The organism is Micropruina glycogenica (assembly GCF_900289045.1).
Classification (GTDB): Bacteria; Actinomycetota; Actinomycetes; order Propionibacteriales; family Propionibacteriaceae; genus Micropruina; species Micropruina glycogenica.
In genome coordinates, this window is sequence record NZ_LT985188.1 from 1,285,747 (window position 1) to 1,302,462 (window position 16,716).

At 68.5% G+C, this 16,716-nt stretch carries 17 protein-coding genes; 9 read left to right on the forward strand and 8 right to left on the reverse strand.

Annotation, left to right across the window (positions count from 1 at the left end; translation table 11 throughout):
* The first annotated feature begins 56 nt into the window (after positions 1-56).
* Entirely contained in the window at positions 57-299 is a 243-nt protein-coding gene (locus MPLG2_RS05980) for an acyl carrier protein (RefSeq protein ID WP_105185353.1), read from the forward strand.
* Between the two features lie 73 nt (positions 300-372).
* Positions 373-1,635: a beta-ketoacyl-[acyl-carrier-protein] synthase family protein gene (locus MPLG2_RS05985; protein ID WP_105185354.1), complete on the forward strand. Its 1,263-nt coding sequence runs from the start codon at positions 373-375 to the stop codon at positions 1,633-1,635.
* 10 nt (positions 1,636-1,645) lie between these two features.
* On the opposite strand, the gene MPLG2_RS05990 is transcribed toward MPLG2_RS05985, so the two are convergent.
* Positions 1,646-2,143 carry a DUF3145 domain-containing protein gene (locus tag MPLG2_RS05990; protein ID WP_105187501.1) on the reverse strand — a complete coding sequence of 166 codons (498 nt, stop codon included), beginning with the start codon at positions 2,141-2,143 and terminating at the stop codon, positions 1,646-1,648.
* Positions 2,144-2,302: 159 nt separating this feature from the next.
* Between MPLG2_RS05990 and MPLG2_RS05995 the strand changes: the two genes are divergently transcribed.
* The 3 genes from MPLG2_RS05995 to MPLG2_RS06005 all read left to right on the forward strand — a co-directional run bounded on the left by MPLG2_RS05995 (position 2,303) and on the right by MPLG2_RS06005 (position 4,807).
* Positions 2,303-2,725 carry a ChaB family protein gene (locus MPLG2_RS05995; RefSeq protein ID WP_105185355.1) on the forward strand — a complete coding sequence of 141 codons (423 nt, stop codon included), beginning with the start codon at positions 2,303-2,305 and terminating at the stop codon, positions 2,723-2,725.
* Positions 2,726-2,819: 94 nt separating this feature from the next.
* Positions 2,820-3,599 carry a crotonase/enoyl-CoA hydratase family protein gene (locus MPLG2_RS06000; protein WP_105185356.1) on the forward strand — a complete coding sequence of 260 codons (780 nt, stop codon included), beginning with the start codon at positions 2,820-2,822 and terminating at the stop codon, positions 3,597-3,599.
* Positions 3,600-3,673: 74 nt separating this feature from the next.
* A complete protein-coding gene (locus MPLG2_RS06005; protein WP_105185357.1) occupies positions 3,674-4,807 on the forward strand; it encodes a PQQ-dependent sugar dehydrogenase in 1,134 nt (377 codons plus the stop codon).
* A 193-nt stretch (positions 4,808-5,000) separates the two neighbouring features.
* Here MPLG2_RS06005 and MPLG2_RS06010 read toward each other — a convergent pair whose 3' ends face one another.
* The 4 genes from MPLG2_RS06010 to MPLG2_RS06025 are packed head-to-tail and all read right to left on the reverse strand — an operon-like array spanning position 5,001 to position 9,053.
* A complete protein-coding gene (locus MPLG2_RS06010) occupies positions 5,001-5,963 on the reverse strand; it encodes a VWA domain-containing protein (RefSeq protein WP_105187502.1) in 963 nt (320 codons plus the stop codon).
* Positions 5,963-6,922, reverse strand: coding sequence for a VWA domain-containing protein (locus MPLG2_RS06015; RefSeq protein WP_105185358.1), 960 nt, complete (start codon positions 6,920-6,922; stop codon positions 5,963-5,965). The genes MPLG2_RS06010 and MPLG2_RS06015 overlap by 1 nt, the downstream gene beginning before the upstream one ends.
* Entirely contained in the window at positions 6,919-7,920 is a 1,002-nt protein-coding gene (locus tag MPLG2_RS06020) for a DUF58 domain-containing protein (protein ID WP_105187503.1), read from the reverse strand. Before MPLG2_RS06020 ends, MPLG2_RS06015 begins: the two co-directional genes overlap by 4 nt.
* Before the next feature lie 53 nt (positions 7,921-7,973).
* Positions 7,974-9,053, reverse strand: a complete 1,080-nt coding sequence (locus MPLG2_RS06025) for an AAA family ATPase (RefSeq protein WP_105187504.1) — start codon at positions 9,051-9,053, stop codon at positions 7,974-7,976.
* A gap of 349 nt (positions 9,054-9,402) precedes the next feature.
* On the opposite strand from MPLG2_RS06025, the gene MPLG2_RS06035 reads away from it, so the two are divergent.
* The 4 genes from MPLG2_RS06035 to MPLG2_RS06050 all read left to right on the forward strand — a co-directional run bounded on the left by MPLG2_RS06035 (position 9,403) and on the right by MPLG2_RS06050 (position 13,351).
* Positions 9,403-10,332 (forward strand): hypothetical protein, encoded by a 930-nt coding sequence (locus MPLG2_RS06035; RefSeq protein WP_173909607.1) that lies wholly within the window; start codon positions 9,403-9,405, stop codon positions 10,330-10,332.
* A complete protein-coding gene (locus MPLG2_RS06040; protein WP_105185360.1) occupies positions 10,329-11,123 on the forward strand; it encodes an HAD family hydrolase in 795 nt (264 codons plus the stop codon). Before MPLG2_RS06035 ends, MPLG2_RS06040 begins: the two co-directional genes overlap by 4 nt.
* Before the next feature lie 61 nt (positions 11,124-11,184).
* The gene (locus MPLG2_RS06045) at positions 11,185-12,531 is read left to right on the forward strand and encodes a serine hydrolase domain-containing protein (protein ID WP_105185361.1); all 1,347 of its coding nucleotides are present in this window, start codon (positions 11,185-11,187) and stop codon (positions 12,529-12,531) included.
* A gap of 352 nt (positions 12,532-12,883) precedes the next feature.
* Positions 12,884-13,351 carry an HNH endonuclease gene (locus MPLG2_RS06050; protein WP_105185362.1) on the forward strand — a complete coding sequence of 156 codons (468 nt, stop codon included), beginning with the start codon at positions 12,884-12,886 and terminating at the stop codon, positions 13,349-13,351.
* A gap of 285 nt (positions 13,352-13,636) precedes the next feature.
* Here the strand turns inward: MPLG2_RS06050 and metW are convergent, their stop codons facing one another.
* The 3 genes from metW to MPLG2_RS06065 are packed head-to-tail and all read right to left on the reverse strand — an operon-like array spanning position 13,637 to position 16,655.
* Complete coding sequence (metW, locus tag MPLG2_RS06055) at positions 13,637-14,233, reverse strand: methionine biosynthesis protein MetW (protein WP_105185363.1); 597 nt, start codon at positions 14,231-14,233, stop codon at positions 13,637-13,639.
* Positions 14,230-15,369 carry a homoserine O-acetyltransferase MetX gene (metX, locus tag MPLG2_RS06060; RefSeq protein WP_105185364.1) on the reverse strand — a complete coding sequence of 380 codons (1,140 nt, stop codon included), beginning with the start codon at positions 15,367-15,369 and terminating at the stop codon, positions 14,230-14,232. The genes metW and metX overlap by 4 nt, the downstream gene beginning before the upstream one ends.
* 5 nt (positions 15,370-15,374) lie before the next feature.
* Positions 15,375-16,655 carry an O-acetylhomoserine aminocarboxypropyltransferase/cysteine synthase family protein gene (locus MPLG2_RS06065; RefSeq protein ID WP_105185365.1) on the reverse strand — a complete coding sequence of 427 codons (1,281 nt, stop codon included), beginning with the start codon at positions 16,653-16,655 and terminating at the stop codon, positions 15,375-15,377.
* Positions 16,656-16,716: the final 61 nt, after the last annotated feature.

Sequence of the window (16,716 nt, forward strand, 5' to 3'; positions counted from 1 at the left end):
TCTCAATGCTTCCGGAATCCTCCGGAAAGAGGCCCTCTACGACAAGGAGAACCCCTATGGCCACCACCGAAGAGATCCGCGCTCAGCTGGCTGAGCTCGTCAACGATGTCGCCGGTACGCCGGTCGAGGACGTCCAACTGGACAAGTCCTTCGTCGATGACCTCGACGTCGACTCGCTCGCGATGGTCGAGATCATCGTCGGCTGCGAAGAGAAGTTCGGCGTGACGATTCCCGACGAGGAGTCGAAGAACCTCAAGACCGTCGGCGACGCCGTGGCCTACATCGAGGCGCACAGCTGAGCGATCGCTCACAGTCCATCGTGCGGGGCCCGCTCGGGCCCCGCACCACACCACCAACTCCTCGGAGGACCCCATGACCGAGATTGTCATCACCGGCCTCGGAGCCACGACGCCGCTGGGCGGTGACCTGGCGACGACCTGGTCGAACATGCTGGCCGGCAAGTCCGGCGTGCGCCGCATCACCGAGGAGTGGGCAGAAGAACTTCCGGTCAAGATCGCCGCCTACGTGGCGCAGGATCCGGCCGAGGTGATCGACCGGGTCAAGGCCCGCCGGCTCGACCGCTCGACCCAACTGGCGCTGATCGCGGCCCAAGAGGCGTGGCAGGACGCCGGCCTCGACTGGGACGCCGACGAGGGCAGCCAGGTCGATTCGCGGCGACTGATCGTGTCGCTCGCCAGCGGCATCGGCGGCCTGCATTCGCTGCTGAACAACTGGGACGCCCATCGCGACAAGGGCTATCGACGGGTCAGCCCCTTCACGATTCCGATGCTGATGGCCAACGCGCCGGCGGCCAACGTGGGCCTGCAGGTGCACGCCAAGGCCGGCGTGCACACGCCGGTGTCGGCGTGCGCGTCGTCCAACGAGGCGATCGCACTGGCGCTCGACCAACTGCGGCTCGGCCGCGCTGACATCGCCGTGGTCGGCGGTACCGAGGCCACCATTCACCCGCTACCGATCGCCGCGTTCGGGCAGATGCAGGCGCTGAGCCGCCGCAACGACGACCCCGAGGGCGCATCCCGGCCGTGGGACAAGGGCCGCGACGGGTTCGTGATGGGCGAGGGCTCGGCCGTCATGATCATCGAGACCCTCGACCACGCCAAGGCACGCGGCGCCACCATCTACGGCACGCTCGCCGGGGCCGGCATCACCGCCGACAGCCACGACATCGTGCAGCCCGACCCGAGCGGCGAGGGCCAGTACGGGGCCATGACGAAGGCCATCGAAGACGCCGGACTGACTGCGAGCGACATCGTGCACGTCAACGCGCACGGCACGTCGACCCCTCAGGGCGACGTGACCGAAGCGGGCTCGATCCGCTACGGGCTGGGTTCGGCCGTCGACGGCTGCGTGGTGACGTCCACCAAGTCGATGACCGGGCATCTGCTCGGCGGCGCGGGTGCTCTGGAGACCATCGCGACGGTGCTCGCGCTGCACGACCGCATGGTGCCCCCCACGATCAACCTGAACGACCCCGAGCCCGACCTGGGCATCGACATCGCGGCCAACGTGGCTCGTCCGCTCGGCGAGGGCGACCTGGCGGCGGTGAACAACAGCTTCGGCTTCGGCGGCGCCAACGTCGCGGTCGCGGTGACGAACGCCAACGTTTCGCGCTGACGCCTGTCGGCTAGACCACCTGGTGCAGCCAGCGGACGTCCGCGCCCTCGCCGGCCTGCCGAAAGACCTCGAGTTCGTCGTCCCAGGCGGTGCCGAGCAGGTCGTTGACCGCCTCGTGCAGACTGCGGCCGCCCAGCGCCTCGCGCACGACCGCGGCCTTCAGCCGCTGCTCGTTGATCATCACGTCGCCATGCAGGCCCACCGTGGCGTGAAACAGGCCCAGGGCCGGCGTGTACGAGTAGCGGACGGCCTCTGAGCTCGGCGTGGCCCGCTCGGTGACCTCGAACCGCAGCCGCTGCCAGCCCTTGAGGGCGCTGGTGAGCTTCGCGGACGTGCCGACGGGGCCCGTCCAGGCGTATTCGGCGCGATAGCTCGCGCGTTCGGCCGGCTGTGACAGCCAGGTCAGATGAATGGGTACGCCGATGGCGCCGCCCACGGCCCACTCGATATGCGGGCACAACGCGGACGGCGCAGAGTGGATCTGCACCACCCCATGGGTCGTCGCCATGGTCTTCTCCTTCGGCCGGGTAGCTGCCTTCCCCTGCATCACCCGCTCGTCGGAGTGCGTCCATTGTGCCTCACCCGTACCAACCGCACCAAGCGGCTTCGGCGCTCATTCACCCGGCCGGGCGTGTCGATGCCCGGCTCGTGACGGCACACTGGCTGAATGCCGAAGACGACCAAACAGGGCAAACCGATCAAGGATGAGCTGCCCTCCCCGGTCCAGCGCTCCGACGCGCACGCGCAGGCCACGTTCGCCAAGACCTACGACTCGGCTATGGAGAGCTACGACGATGAGGGCCGGGCCAACGCCACCGCCTACGCCTCGCTGAAGCACAGCTACGAGAAGGTCGGCGACCACTGGGAGCGCAAAGACGAGCCGGGGCCGTCCGACGAGCGAGCCGAGGAGGGCGGCCTGAACGACAAGGAATCGGCGGGCGGGGTCGACGCCAAGGCTACGAAGGTGCACCTGCTCGGCATCGCCCGCAGGCTGAACGTCAAGGGCCGCTCGTCGATGACCAAGGCCGAACTGGTGGACGCGATCGACAAGGCGAACGTGAAGGCCACGGCGAAGGCGCGTGAGGGCTGACGCACCTCGTCATCCCGGCGCACGCCGGGATCTCCCGGCTGCACCCGAAGAGTCCGGCTGTGACAAATGCCGCTGCGCCGGGTTGGATGGCTGCATGAGTGACGACCGGGTGCTGGTGGAGCGGCGCGGCCACCTGCTGCTGATCGGCCTGAACCGCCCCGACAAGCGCAATGCGGCCGACCTGGCCATGCTGCACGAGTTGGCCCGCGCTTACGCAGTGCTGCACACCGACCCCGAGTTGCGCGTGGGGGTGGTGCACGCCGTCGGCGACCACTTCACCGGCGGACTCGATCTGGCCGACGTGGGGCCGGGGCTCGTCAGCGGCCAGCTCGACCTGGTGCCGTCCGGCGGCATCGACCCCTGGGGTCTGGTCACCGAGCCGGTGGCCAAACCGGTGGTGCTCGCCGCGCAGGGCACCTGCCTGACCCTGGGCGTCGAACTCGCCCTGGCCGCAGACGTGGTGGTGGCCGCCGACAGCACCCGCTTCGCCCAGTTGGAGGTGGCGCGCGGCATCATGGCGTTCGGTGGCGCGACGATCCGACTTCCCCGGTTGGGTTGGGGCGACGCGATGCGCTGGCTGCTCACCGGCGACTTCTTCGACGCGGCCGAGGCGCTGCGCATCGGCCTGGTGCAACAGGTGGTGCCGCACGGCGAGCAGGTGGACGCCGCAATCGCGATCGCCGAACGCATCGCCGCGCAGGCCCCGCTGGCCGTGCAGGCCACGCTGGCCAACGCTCGGCTCGCCCTGCACGACCCGCAGGCCGCGGCCGACAGGCTGCGCCGACTGGTGGCGATGCTCGCGGGTACCCAGGACGCACAAAGTGCGATGACGGCCTTTCTGAGCGGAAGACCGATTGACTTCGAGGGTCGCTGAGGCTCACCGTCCGCGCATACCCACCAGGAGTTGGTCGCAGTACGCTGAGCACACCCCCACCCTGAGGAAGCGCCATGCGGTCACTATTCCCCCATGCGGTCGCCATCGTGACCGCCCTCACCGTCACCGGGTCGTCCCTGACTGCAACGGCACCTCCGGCCGCGGCGGCGCCCACGCCAGTCATCACTGCAGTGGCGAGCGGCCTCACTATTCCCTGGGACGTCACCTGGGTCGGCTCCACGATGCTGTTCGACGAGCGGCCCGGACGACTCTGGTCGCTCCAGCCCGGCGGCACGCCACAACGGGTGAGCCTCGATCTACCGCCGATCTTCACCAACTCTGAGTCGGGAATGCTGGGCATGGTGGCTGACCCGAACGCGGCCAGCAACGGCCTGTTCTACACCTGCCTGTCGGTCGCCAAGGACGACGGCACCGCCAAAGACGTCGAGGTCTGGAAATGGCAACTCACCGATGCCACCACGGCGGTCAAGGTGAAGACCCTGATCACCGGCATTCCGGTCAACAAGGGCAGACACAACGGCTGCCGGCTGCGCTTCCGGTCGAGCGACCGGCTGTACATCGGCACGGGCGATGCGGCTCAGGGCACGAATCCGCAGAACCTGAAATCGTTGGGCGGCAAGGTGCTGCGGGTGACGGCCGACGGCACTCCCCCGTCGACGAACCCGTTCTACGCCAAAGGGGGTAACGCGCGGTACGTGTGGACCTACGGGCATCGCAACGTGCAAGGCCTCGCCCACCGCACCGACGGCGTCGACCAGATGTGGTCGGTCGAACACGGCCCCAGTCGCGACGACGAGATCAATCGCATCATCGGCGGGACGAACTACGGGTGGTCGCCGACGCCTGGTTACAACGAGTCCCGTGCGATGACCGACACCAAGCGGTACCCCAAAGCCAAGACCGCGCGCTGGCGATCCGGGTCACCCACCGTGGCACCCAGCGGCGCGACCTTCCTGAACGGGTCCCAGTGGGGCGACTGGAACGGCCACCTGGCCGTTGGCCTGCTCAAGGGTCAGGGCATCCTGCTGTTCCGGGTGACCGGCACCGAGACGGTGCGCAGAGTGACCGAGATCGCCACCACCTACGGCCGCGTGCGCGCCGTGCAGCAAGGTCCGGACGGAGCCCTGTACTTCACCACCTCGAACGGCGACGGCCTCGACGGTGTGTACCGCCTCACCCTTACCTGAGGCCACCAGGGCCAGCGGGACCCGAGGACGGCTACGTGGTCGGCCAGGGTCGTCGTGGGCCCGTGCCGGTGCACCACGAGGAAGCTGCAGCCGGGTGGCCGAGTTGGTGGTGGCGGCTCGGGTCGCGGCGGCCGCGGCGAGGCCTAAGGCGACCGAGGGGTGCAGAACGGCCCGCCCGACGACCCGCGCTCGCTCAGGGCCAGCGGGCGCCCAACGCGATCACTGCCATCGACGCGAGCACCGCGAAACCGAGCGCCCAGCCGGCGTAGTACTCGGTGACCTCTTGCTGAACCTTTACATAACCCACCTGTTCGGCAATGGCCGAGTACACCTGCTTCAGTTCATCGCCGGAGGCTGCGGCAAACTTCTTCCCGCCCGAGATGTCGGCCACTCGCTGCAGTTCTTCGTGATTTACCGGAACCGGTTCACGACGACCCTGGTCCACCACGTAGCCATCATCCGTGCCGTAGGCGATGGTGTAAATGGGATAGCCGCGGTTCTTCGCCTCCTTCGCCGCAGGCGCTGAATACCGCGGGATATTTGTATAGCCATCCGAGAGCAACACGATTGCGCCGGGCGCCGGATCCTCGGGGTGATCGGGATCAACAGGGGCTAGCGCCAGCGCATCGAGCGACGAATAGATTCCTTCACCGATCGAAGTGGACGGGGCCACCTGCAGATTGTCGATGGCCCGCGACACCAGGCCGCGATCGGTGGTCGGGGCCACCACCACCGCCGCCGAGCCGGCGAAGGCGACCAGGGCCACGTTGAACCGCGGCGGCAGCATGCCCAGAAAGTCCTTGGCGCCGGCCTTCGCCGCGTCGAGCCGGTTGGGTTTGACGTCTTCGGCGATCATCGAGCGCGACACGTCGAGGGCGATCACGATGGTGGCCCGGTCGCGCGGCACGTCCACCTGATCGGACGGCTTCGCGAACGCCACGTTGAGCGCAGCCAACGACAGCACGGCCGCGCCGACGGCGATGTGCCGCTTCCACGCCTGCTGCTTGGGTAGCACCCGGTCGAGGTTGGTGATGCCGGTGGTGCGGCTGCGTGCGCTCTTGCGGCGCAGCAGCACGAAGTAGAGCAGCAGCAGCACCGGAATCAGCAGCATCCACCACAGCCGCTCCGGTTCGATGAACGAGATCATGGGAATCATCAGGGCCACCTCGCTCCGAGCGAGACGGCGGCCAGTGCGGCGACCACGGCGAACGCCAGGCCGTAACCGGCCCAGGTCGCGGTGATCTCTTTGCGCACCTCTTCGTAGCCGACTTCACTTCGGATGTTCTTGTACACAGAGTCCAGTTGGCCGACGTTCTCGGCCGCGTAGGCCTGCCCGTTGGTCATGGACGCGATCCGCTGCAACAACGCCTTGTCGGGCGGAACCTTCTCGCGTTTGCCGTCGAGGTCGACGTAGCCGTTCTCGGTGCCGTACGCGATGGTGTAGATCGGCACCTTGGCCTTGGCGGCCTCGGCCGCCTCTTGGGTGGGCGAGCGGCCGGCGGTGTTCTGGCCGTCGCTCAGCAGCACGATGGCGCCGGGCGGAATGGAGCCGTCCGCAGCCTTGGGGGCCGACTGCAGGGTGGCCATCGCCACGTTGATCGCGTCGCCGATGGCGGTGGAGTCTTGCAGGGTGAGCGCGTCGATGGCGCGATTCACCTGACCGCGGTCGGTGGTGGGTGGCATGCGGGCCGCCGGGTTGCCCGACAGGCTCACCAGCGCCACGTTGTACTGCGCGGGCAGCGATGCCACGAACTGCTTGGCCTCGTCTTTGGCGGCGTCCAACCGGTTGGGCTTGACGTCGGTGGACGCCATCGACTGGCTGACGTCGAGCACCAGCACGATGGTGGCACGCTCGCGCGGCACCCGGTCGACGCCGCTGGGCCGCGACCAGGCGATGGTCAGCGCGGCCAGGCTGAGCAGGGTGAGCGCCACGGCCAGGTGACGCCGCCACTGCGACTGCACCGGCACCACCGCACCCAGCACACCGGTGTTGGTGAACCGCATGCCCGAGCGGTTCTTTCGCCTGGTCAGGTAGACATAAGCGGCCACCAGCAGCGGAATGAGCAGCAGCCACCACAGGCGTTCGGGGTTGAGAAACATCTGTTCGATGTTCATTTGCTCACCCCCTGCGGCGGTTGGTGCAACATGCCCGCCACCCGCCGGTAGGCGAGCACGAACCGTGCAATGTCTTGCACCCAGTCTGTATCCGTACGCAACTGAATGTGCGCCACGCCCGCCCGGCGCAGCGCGATGCGGATGCGTTCACGCTGCGCGGCCGAGGCGGCGTCCATGCGTTCGCGGGCGCCGGAGTCGCTGGTGTTGACGTAGCGCTGAAAGTCGGTTTCGGGGTCGCGGATCAGAATGTCGCCCACGTCGGGAAACTCGACCTCACGCTTGTCGACCACCTCGACGGCCAGCACCTGGTTGCGCACCGCCAGCCGGCGCATCGGACGTTCCCAGTCGGGCTCGATGTTCGGGTCGAGTTCGGAATCGCCGGCCGACAAGAAGTCGGACACCACGATGCGCATGCCGCGGCGGCGCTGCAAACGGGTGAGCTGCTCGACGCCGGCGGCCAGCGTGTAGGGCCCGGCGCTGTGGTCGGGCACGATCGGCTCTTCGAGCATGCGGCGCAGCAGCCCGTACAGGGCGGTGCGGCCCGAACGCGCGGGCAGCCGCTTGATGCGGTCGGGCCGCATGATCAGCCCGCCGAACCGGTCACCCATCTTCTGCGACAGAAACCCGATGGTGGCGATCGCCGCGATGCCCAGGTCGCGCTTGGTGACTCCCCCGGTGCCCCAGTTCATGGACGGCGTGACGTCGAGCAGCGCCCACACCTCGAGTTCGCGGTCGGCGATGGTGTCACGCACGTGCGGCGTCTGGGTGCGTGCGGTGACGGCCCAGTCGATCTTGCGCACGTCGTCCTGGCCGGGCACGTACAACCGGGCGTCGTTGGTTTCGGAGCCGGGCCCGGGCAGCAGGCCGCGGTGGTCGCCGTGCAGAAAGCCCTCCAGGCGCCGCACGATGGTGAGTTCAAGCCGGCGCAGCGCCGCCTCGGGGGCGAGCTTGTGCAGCGGCAGCGTGGCGTGGGTGGGTTCGCGCAGCACCGACTCCACCGCGCCGAGGTCGTCGGCGGGCGGTTCGAACTGCGGTTGCTGGGTCAACGTGCTCAGGACGGGTAGCTGGGGTTGTGCCGGTGCTGGGTGTGCGACTGGTCACGCTGCTGCTGGTTCCACACCGGGGTGGGCGGCGGCACCATCGCGACGATGCGCTCGACCACCTGGCTGGGGGCGATGTTGTCGGCGACGGCGTCGAAGCCGAGCACCAGACGGTGCGACATGACGTCTTTGGCGACCGCCTGCACGTCGGTGGGCAGCACGTAGTCACGGCCGTGAATCAGCGCCAGCGCACGGGCCGCGGCGACCAGGCCCAGGGTGGCGCGCGGCGAGCAACCGATCTGGATCACCGAGGTCAGGTCGGGCATGCCGAACTCAGCCGGGGTGCGAGTGGCCAGCACCAGCCGCACGATGTACTCGGCCACCAGGTTGTGCACGAACACGTTCGAGGCCTGGTCTTGCAGCTCTTTGACCCGGTCGGGGTTCAGCACGTTGGTGGGCTCGGGCGGCGTCACGCTCATGCGGCGCAGGATCTCGAACTCTTCGTTGCCGCGCGGGTACGGCACGTCGACCTTGAGCAGAAAGCGGTCGCGCTGCGCCTCGGGCAGCGGGTAGACGCCCTCGGACTCGATCGGGTTCTGGGTGGCGATCACGATGAACGGCTTCGGCACCGGGTAGGTGGTGCCGCCGATCGACACCTGCCGCTCGGCCATCAGTTCCAGCATCGCCGACTGCACCTTGGCCGGGGCTCGGTTGATCTCGTCGGCCAGCACGAAGTTGACGAACACCGGGCCCAGCGCGATGTCGAACTTCTCTTGCCGGGCCGAGTAGATGCGCGTGCCGACGATGTCGGAGGGCACCAGGTCGGGGGTGAACTGAATGCGGCTGAAGTCGCCGCCCACCACGGTGGCGAAGCTGCGCACCGCGAGCGTTTTGGCCACGCCCGGGACGCCTTCGAGCAGCACGTGCCCCTTGGCCAGCAGTCCGACCATCAACTGCTCGACCATGTGCTCCTGGCCGACGATCACCCGCTGCACCTGGGCGATCGCCTCGCCCAGCACGCGGGCCGCCTCGCGGGTGGCCGGATTGGCGTCCGGCTGCTGCTGGCCCGGGCCCTGGGTCGGATTCGACACGCGTGTCTCCTGATCGCTGATCACCTGGTGCGGGCACCGCCCGCAGATACGTGCGCAACCTTACCGGGCGCCTGCGTCACCTTCGTGGGTGTCGCACAGGGTCGTCACAGGCTCGGCCGTGGACCTCGCCACCCCTGTCGCAGTCACCCGACCGACCACGAGCAAGCGCGTCACACGGGCCACGAGGTCTCTGCGGCCCGCACCCAAGGGGGCCGGCTTCGTCCCCCCGGTCTGGCGCTGCCCCACCTGCATTGACCGCCGGCCGGAGCGTTGCCCGGCATCGGGCAGAATGGACACCGCCTGCGGAGTTCGGCCCAGCGGTTTGGCTCCTGTGATGAGATGGGAGCCGATGTCAGAGCAACAGCCCCCGGCACCCGGCGACCCACAGTCGCCGGGCGGCGCCCCTGTACCGCTGACGCCCCTGCTGTCGGACGATCCGCCCAAGATCGGCGACTTCTGGCTCGACGCGCGACTGATCGCGACCCCGTCGGGGGTGGCGTACGCCGGTCACGACGACGCCAACACGCCGGTCATGCTGTTGCTGCTGTCAGAAGGCGCGGCGAACGACCCCGCCGCGCGTGACCGGCTGGCCGGGCTGGTCAACCAGCTGCACATCGACACCGTCATCGCCCGCGGCGGCCACGGCCAGGACGAGGGCCGGCTCGGCAACAAGTACCGCCACGAGTCCGACGATCCGGTCGACCCGGACGACGCGCCGCTGGCGCCCTGGGTGGCGCTGGCCTACGACGGCTCCCCCGCCGCGATCGGCGAGGCGGGCCGCATTCTCGACGAGGTGGCACTGGCCCGGTTGCCGCTGCAGGGTACCCCGGCCGGGCCCGACTACCGGCTGCACTGGATCGACCGGTCGGGCCCAGGCGTCGCACGGTTGTGGCCGCTGCCCTGGCCCGGACGCCACGACCGGGCCGGCTGGGTGTCGATTCTGGCGTCGTGGTTGTTGATGCTGCTGCTCGCCGCCCTGGCCGTGCTGATCGCCATTCTGATCTTTCAGCAGTCGCCCCAGCAGAGCCCACCGCCTCCCGTCGACTCCACCGCGTCGCCGCAGTCGGGGCAGCCCTCGCCACAGTCGGGCTCGCCGTCACCGCAGTCGGGTTCGCCATCCCCCCAGTCGGGCTCGCCGTCACCGCAGTCGGGTTCGCCGTCCCCCCAGTCGGGCTCGCCGTCCCCCCAGTCGGGCTCACCCTCACCGCAGTCGGGCTCGCCGTCCCCCCAGTCGGGCTCGCCGGGCGCCGGCCAACCGACCCCGAACTCGCGACTGTGAGGCCCCGGCTGATCGTCACCGATCTGGACGGCACCCTGCTGGACGCATCGGGGGCGGTGTCGGCGCTGAACCGGGCCGCCCTGCAACGGGCGCACGATCAGGGGGTTCCCGTGGTGGTGGCCACGGGGCGTCCGTCTCGCTGGCTGGGCGTGCTCGAGGGGCTGCCGGGCATTCACCCCGAAGTGGTGGTCAGCAACGGTGCCGGGCTGTTTCACCTGCACCTGCGCCGCCACACCGTGGTGCACGGTCTCGACGCGTCGTTGGCGCTCGAGGTGGCCGATGATTTGCGGGCCGCGATTCCAGGCCTGGGTTTCGCCTTCGAGTGGGGCGAGCATTTCGGCTGCGAGCCGAGCGTGCGGCAGAGCGAAGGCGAGTGGCTGGTGGTGGCGCCGCTGGCCGAGTTGGCGCAGCGTGACGAGCCGGTGCTCAAACTGCTGGGTTTTCACGACGAGCACGGCAGCGACGCGTTGGCAGAACGCGGCCGTGAGGTGATCGGCGAGCGGCTGACCCTGACTCATTCGCACATGGGTGAGTACGGACTGCTCGAAATCAGCGCCGCCGGGGTGACGAAGGCGTCCGCGCTGGCCGACGTGTGCCACCGGCTGGGTGTCGAGCCGGCAGACGTGGTGGCCTTCGGCGACATGCCCAACGACCTGCCGATGCTCACCTGGGCCGGGCGGGGTTACGCCGTCGCGCAGGGGCATCCGATGCTGCGGCAGGCGGGTCTGGCCACCACCGACGGCCCGCAGCCCGAGGCCGTTGGCCGCATGATCGAGGCGCTGCTGGCCTGACTCGATGACCATCGTCCGGGTTCGGTGGTTGCGAGCGGCTCAAAAGGGGTATCTTCCCGCCATGCGGCTCGGGGGGCGGCGGCTTTGGCTGCGCATCGGTGCAGGGGTGATCGCCCTGGCGATGATCGCCGCACTCGGCGTCTACTGGTACCTGCGGCCCCTGCTGCGCACCGGCACCGGCTACGCCGCGCACAACGCCTGCGCGCTCGACACGATCGCCCGACGCACGCCGCTCACCGCCGACCTGCCGCCCAACCCGCTGGTGCCGTACCTGCGGGTGAGCGTCGACTCGGGGGGCTACCAGGCAACGGTGCTCGGGGTTCTCGCAGGCCAGCACGCGTGGTCGGTGGACGGCTTCGGCTGCACGTTGGCCGTGAACCGGCCCTATCTGGGCAGCGCCACCCGCATCGACCAGATGGGCAACCGCATCGCCCGGCAGCCGGTGCCCTCGCCCGCGCCCGCCCTCGAAGCGGCCCTCGACAATGCGTTCGGCGCCGACCTCGACCAAGCCGGCCGCGACCAGTTGGGCACCAGGGCCGTGCTGGTGGTGTCGGACGGCACCATCGTGGCCGAGCGGTACGCGCAGGGCTTCGACGCCGGCACGCCGCAACTGGGCTGGTCGATGAGCAAGAGCGTGACCAGCCTGCTGCTGGGCCGGCTGGTGCAGCAGGGCCTGGTGTCGCTCAGCGATGACCACCTGCGGCCGGAATGGACCGACGAGCGCGCGTCCATCACCATCGAGGATCTGCTGCGCATGCGCAGCGGCCTGGCCTGGGACGAGACCTACGACCTGGGCACGCCGATCACCGAGATGCTGTACAACCAGGCCGACATGGCGAGCTTCGTCGCCGCCCAGAAGCTGGCCCACCCGGTGGGCACCGTGCAGCAGTACTCGTCCGGATCCACCACCCTGCTGTGCGCGGTGCTGAACGCGAAGCTCAAGCAGGGCGCCGACCTGCCGCGCCAGCAGTTGCTGGCCCGGCTGGGCACCTCGTCGGCGATCTGGGAGGCCGACGCGGTGGGCACCCCGGTGTGCAGCTCGTACCTGTGGGCGACCCCCCGCGACTGGGCGGCGATCGGGCAGTTCGCCTTGTCGGACGGGGTGTTGAACGGCAAGCGGCTGCTGCCCGAGGGCTGGATGAAGGCCACCACCACCACCGAGCCGATCGCCACTCGTGAAGACCCCGACTACGCGGGCGGGTGGTGGACGAACCTCACCCCCGAGGGATCGCTGGTGTCGCCGGCGTTGCCGCGTGATACCTACTGGGCCAGCGGCCACGACGGGCAGAAGCTGTACGTGGTGCCGTCCGCGAAGCTCGTGGTGGTGCGGCTGGGCTTCTCGCCGTCGGCCGACGACATTCGCACCGACGCCCTGGTGGCGGACGTGCTGAAGGCGCTCGGCAAGTAGCGGATCCGTCGGTCGAGCTTGTCGGGGTCGCGTCCGGAGCGTATGAGATCCCGTCATCCCGGCGGACGCCGGGATCTCAGAAGGTGTGCGTTGCACCGGCATCGTTCCCATGGAACTCGTGTCGTCTCCCATGATTGGGCGCGCGGGGTTACGCTGGTGCCCGTCCTGGAGTTCTGGGGGTTCTGATGAGCACACTCCCGCGCCATTGCGCAGAGCGTCCGCTCGTCGGCGTGCAGATAGTGACCGAGGCCCCGCTACCAGTCGAAGGTGATGGCACCGTCCCGCGCTCGCGCGGGGCGGGTTTTTTTTGCCCGCGACGTGCCCACGCCGCTGACCGGACGGGAGTACCTGCATGGCCGTGCTGATTCTGAACACCGATGACACCGCGCTGCACACCGTGTCGCTGCAGCACGCCATCGGCATGCTGGTGCGCAAGGTCGCCGTGGTCGAGGCCGCGCACCCCGAACTGGTGTTCGGCTCGTTTCCGCAACCAGAGGTGCTGCGCTTGGTGCGGTACGTGAAGACGACCTTCCTTTACAGCCGGGTGCCGGGGTGGACCAAGCGCGGCGTACTCAAGCGCGATCGGCATACCTGCGGCTACTGCGGTGAGCGGGCCGCCACGGTCGACCACATACTGCCGATCAGCCGAGGTGGCCGTAACACCTGGACCAATACCGTCGCCGCTTGCCACGGCTGCAACGCGCGCAAGGCCAACCACACACCGTCCGAGGCGGGTATGCCGCTGCGGCAAAAACCGTTCGCGCCCAGCCGTTCGCAGTTGATGGTGCCGGAGCGGCTGACCGAGGAACGCGCCGCGTAGGCAGCGCTGGTCGAGCGTATCGAGACCCTCTGACCGATAATGGGGACGGTTCCGATTCCCGTTCACCAGGTGGCGCCCCATTGCTTGGTGGGTAATGGGGACGGTTCCGATTCCCATTCAGGAACTGCTTGAAACCGCTTGTCAGCGCAGTTGCATGGGTCGTGAACGGTAATCGGAACCGTCCCCAGTACCGTTCAGCAGCGTCGTGTGAACGGTAATCGGAACCGTCCCCAATACCGTTCAGCAGCGTCGTGTGAACGGTAATCGGAACCGCCCCGATACCGGTTAGGGGCAGCTGAGCACGTAGACCGCGGCACCGGCTCGAAGGTTGGCCGCGCGAAAGCCCTTGCCGAGCGGTTCGCCCGTCAGCGACAGGTTGATGCGCTGTTCGATCACCAAGCCCAGGGTGGCGAACAGGTCCTCCAGGTCGACCAGCGTGGTGAAGCGCAGGTTCGGGGTGTCGTACCAGCTGTAGGGCAGCTCGCGTGACATCGGCATGCGGCCGCGCAACAGCATCAACCGGTGCTGCAGCAGGCCGAAGTTGGGCACCGAGACGATCAGCCGGCCCGCGATGCGGGCCATCTGGGTGAGCACCTCATCGGGCAGCCGCAGGGTCTGAATCGTGCGCGACAGCACGACGGTGTCGTAGGAGCCGGTGGCGAACAGCGACAGGTCGGCGTCGACGTCGAGTTCCATCACGGGTACGCCGGAGACGATGGCGGCCAGCACCTTCTCGGGGTCGATCTCGACGCCAGTGCCCGTGCAGTCGTGATCGTTGATCAGGTGTTGCAGCAGGCTGCCGTCGCCGCAGCCGAGGTCGAGCACGCGGGACGCGTGGGGGATCTGCTGGGCGATCAGGTTCAGGTCGGCGCGCAGGGTCATCGCAGCCCCTCACGCAGCGACCTGTCGAACCACGCCCGCAGGGTGTCGTGGTAGCGCTGCAACGGCAGCAGAAACGAGTCGTGCCCCCAACTGGACGGTATATCGCGAAACGTCACCGGCTGGGCGGCGTTCTGCAGGTGCTTCACGATGCGCCGTGAGTGCTCGGTGCTGAACCGCCAGTCGGTGTCGAACGACATGACCAGAAAGTTCACCGGACACGCCTCGACCAGCGCGGTGGCGTCCGAGCGGTTGAACGGGTCGAAGTAGTCCATCACCCGCGACAGATACAGGTACGACAGGGCGTCGAACCGGTCCAGAAACACCCGGCCCTGGTAGTCGAGGTAGCTCTCGACGGCGAAGTCGATGCCGAACCCGGGCTTGTCGCGCTCGGGGTGCGGGTTGCGACCGAACTTCTCTGAAAACGCGTCCTCGCTCAAATAGGTGATGTGGGCCATCATGCGCGCCGTGCGCAGCCCCAGCCGCGGCACGACTCCCTGTTCGGCGTAGCGACCGTCGTGAAAATCCGGGTCGTCCATGATCGCCCGGCGGGCCACCGCCGAGAAGGCGATGTTCTGCGCGGTCAGCCGTGACGACGCCGCCACGATGGCCGCGTTGGTGACCTGCTCGGGGTACGTCAGTGCCCACTGCAGCACCTGCATGCCGCCCAGCGAGCCGCCGAGGGCCGCCAGCAGGCGCTCGATGCCGAGGTGTGCCAACAACTGCCGGTGCACGGTGACGAAGTCGGCCATGTCGAGCAACGGAAACCCGAGCCCGTACGCACGTCCCGTGGCCTGGTCTATGGTGGCGGGCCCCGTGGTGCCCTGGCAGCCGCCGAGCAGGTTCGCGCTGATCACGAAGAACCGGTCGGTGTCGAGCGGCTTGCCGGGGCCGATCAGGTTGTCCCACCAACCCGGACGCTTCGCCCCCGCGTGCAGCCCGGCGGCGTGCGCGTCGCCGGTGAGGGCGTGGCAGATGAACACCGCGTTGTCTTTCGCGGCCGACAACGTGCCGTAGGTCTCGTAGGCGACGTCGACCGGCCCGAGCGTTTCACCGTTGGCCAGCCGCAAGGGCTCATCAACGGTGAACAGCCGGGCGATCTCGGTCTGCACCAGACCGACCGAACCGGGGAGGGTCATCGGGCTCAGAACTGCGCGAGCGCCTGGTCGAGATCGGCGATCAGGTCGTCCACGTTCTCGATGCCGACGCTCAGCCGCACCATCTCGGGCGCCACGCCCGCGGCCTTGAGTTCGTCTTCGGTGAGCTGGCTGTGGGTGGTCGATGCGTTGTGAATCACCAGCGACTTCGCGTCGCCGATGTTGGCAAGGTGGCTGAACAGCTGCAACGACTCCACCAGTTTCGAGCCGCCCTCGCGGCCCGCCTTGAGCCCGAACGACACGATGCCGGACGCCCCCTTGGGCAGGATGCGTTGCGCGACCTCATGCCACTGCGACGACTCCAAGCCCGGGTAGTTCACCCACGCCACGGCCGGGTGCTGCTCAAGGTACGTCGCCACGGCCAGGGCGTTGCTGCTGTGCCGCTCCATGCGCAGGTGCAGAGTTTCAAGCCCCTGCAGAAACAGCCAACTGTTCATCGGCGTCACCGCGGCACCGGTGTTACGCAGCAGCACCGTACGCGCCCTGATGATGTAGGCGAGGTTGCCGACCGCCTCGGTCCAGACCACCTCGTGGTAGGCGTGATCGGGGCTGGTCAGGCCCGGGAACCGCTCGGCGTGGGCCGCCCAGTCGAAGTTGCCCGAGTCGACGATCACGCCGCCGATGCTCGTGCCGTGGCCGCCGATGTACTTGGTGGCCGAATGGACGGCCACGTCGACACCGTGGTCGAACACCCGGCACAGGTAGGGCGTCGGCACCGTGTTGTCGACGATGAACGGCAGGCCGAGATCATGGGCGGCGGCCGACCAGGCGTCCAGATCGACCACGTTGACCAGCGGGTTGCCGATCGTCTCGCCGAACACCAGCTTGGTCTTGTCGTCCACGTGCTGGGCGAGCTCGTCGGGCTTCTCGGGGTCGACGAAGCGCACCTCGATGCCGAACTGCGGCAGGGTGTGCGCGAACAGCGCGTAGGTGCCGCCGTACAGGGTCGACAGGGCGACGATGTTGTCGCCGGAGTAGGTGAGGTTGAGCACCGCATAGGTGATCGCCGCCGCGCCCGAACTGGTCGCCAGCGCACCGACGCCGCCTTCGAGTGCCGCCATGCGGGTCTCGAACACGTTCTGGGTGGGGTTCATGATGCGGGTGTAGATGTTGCCCGGCACCTTCAGCGCGAACAGGTCGGCGGCGTGCTGGGTGTCGTCGAACACGTATGAGGTGGTCTGGTAGATCGGCACCGCACGGGCGTTGGTCGCCGAGTCGGCGTCTTCATGCCCCGCGTGTACGGCCAGGGTTTCGGGCTGGTAGGTCATGAAGAATCGCTCACCTTCGTCGCAATTGGCCCGTTCAGCCTAATGGGCCAGTGCTGGCGCG

Coding starts and splice junctions, on each gene's coding strand:
- MPLG2_RS06050 (WP_105185362.1), top strand. CDS start 12,884: ATGGCCGTGCTGATTCTGAACACCGATGACACCGCGCTGCACACCGTG.
- metW (WP_105185363.1), bottom strand. CDS start 14,233: ATGACCCTGCGCGCCGACCTGAACCTGATCGCCCAGCAGATCCCCCAC.
- MPLG2_RS06065 (WP_105185365.1), bottom strand. CDS start 16,655: ATGACCTACCAGCCCGAAACCCTGGCCGTACACGCGGGGCATGAAGAC.
- MPLG2_RS06035 (WP_173909607.1), top strand. CDS start 9,403: ATGTCAGAGCAACAGCCCCCGGCACCCGGCGACCCACAGTCGCCGGGC.
- MPLG2_RS06000 (WP_105185356.1), top strand. CDS start 2,820: ATGAGTGACGACCGGGTGCTGGTGGAGCGGCGCGGCCACCTGCTGCTG.
- MPLG2_RS05995 (WP_105185355.1), top strand. CDS start 2,303: ATGCCGAAGACGACCAAACAGGGCAAACCGATCAAGGATGAGCTGCCC.
- MPLG2_RS06005 (WP_105185357.1), top strand. CDS start 3,674: ATGCGGTCACTATTCCCCCATGCGGTCGCCATCGTGACCGCCCTCACC.
- MPLG2_RS06045 (WP_105185361.1), top strand. CDS start 11,185: ATGCGGCTCGGGGGGCGGCGGCTTTGGCTGCGCATCGGTGCAGGGGTG.
- metX (WP_105185364.1), bottom strand. CDS start 15,369: ATGACCCTCCCCGGTTCGGTCGGTCTGGTGCAGACCGAGATCGCCCGG.
- MPLG2_RS05980 (WP_105185353.1), top strand. CDS start 57: ATGGCCACCACCGAAGAGATCCGCGCTCAGCTGGCTGAGCTCGTCAAC.
- MPLG2_RS06010 (WP_105187502.1), bottom strand. CDS start 5,963: ATGATTCCCATGATCTCGTTCATCGAACCGGAGCGGCTGTGGTGGATG.
- MPLG2_RS06015 (WP_105185358.1), bottom strand. CDS start 6,922: ATGAACATCGAACAGATGTTTCTCAACCCCGAACGCCTGTGGTGGCTG.
- MPLG2_RS05985 (WP_105185354.1), top strand. CDS start 373: ATGACCGAGATTGTCATCACCGGCCTCGGAGCCACGACGCCGCTGGGC.
- MPLG2_RS05990 (WP_105187501.1), bottom strand. CDS start 2,143: ATGGCGACGACCCATGGGGTGGTGCAGATCCACTCTGCGCCGTCCGCG.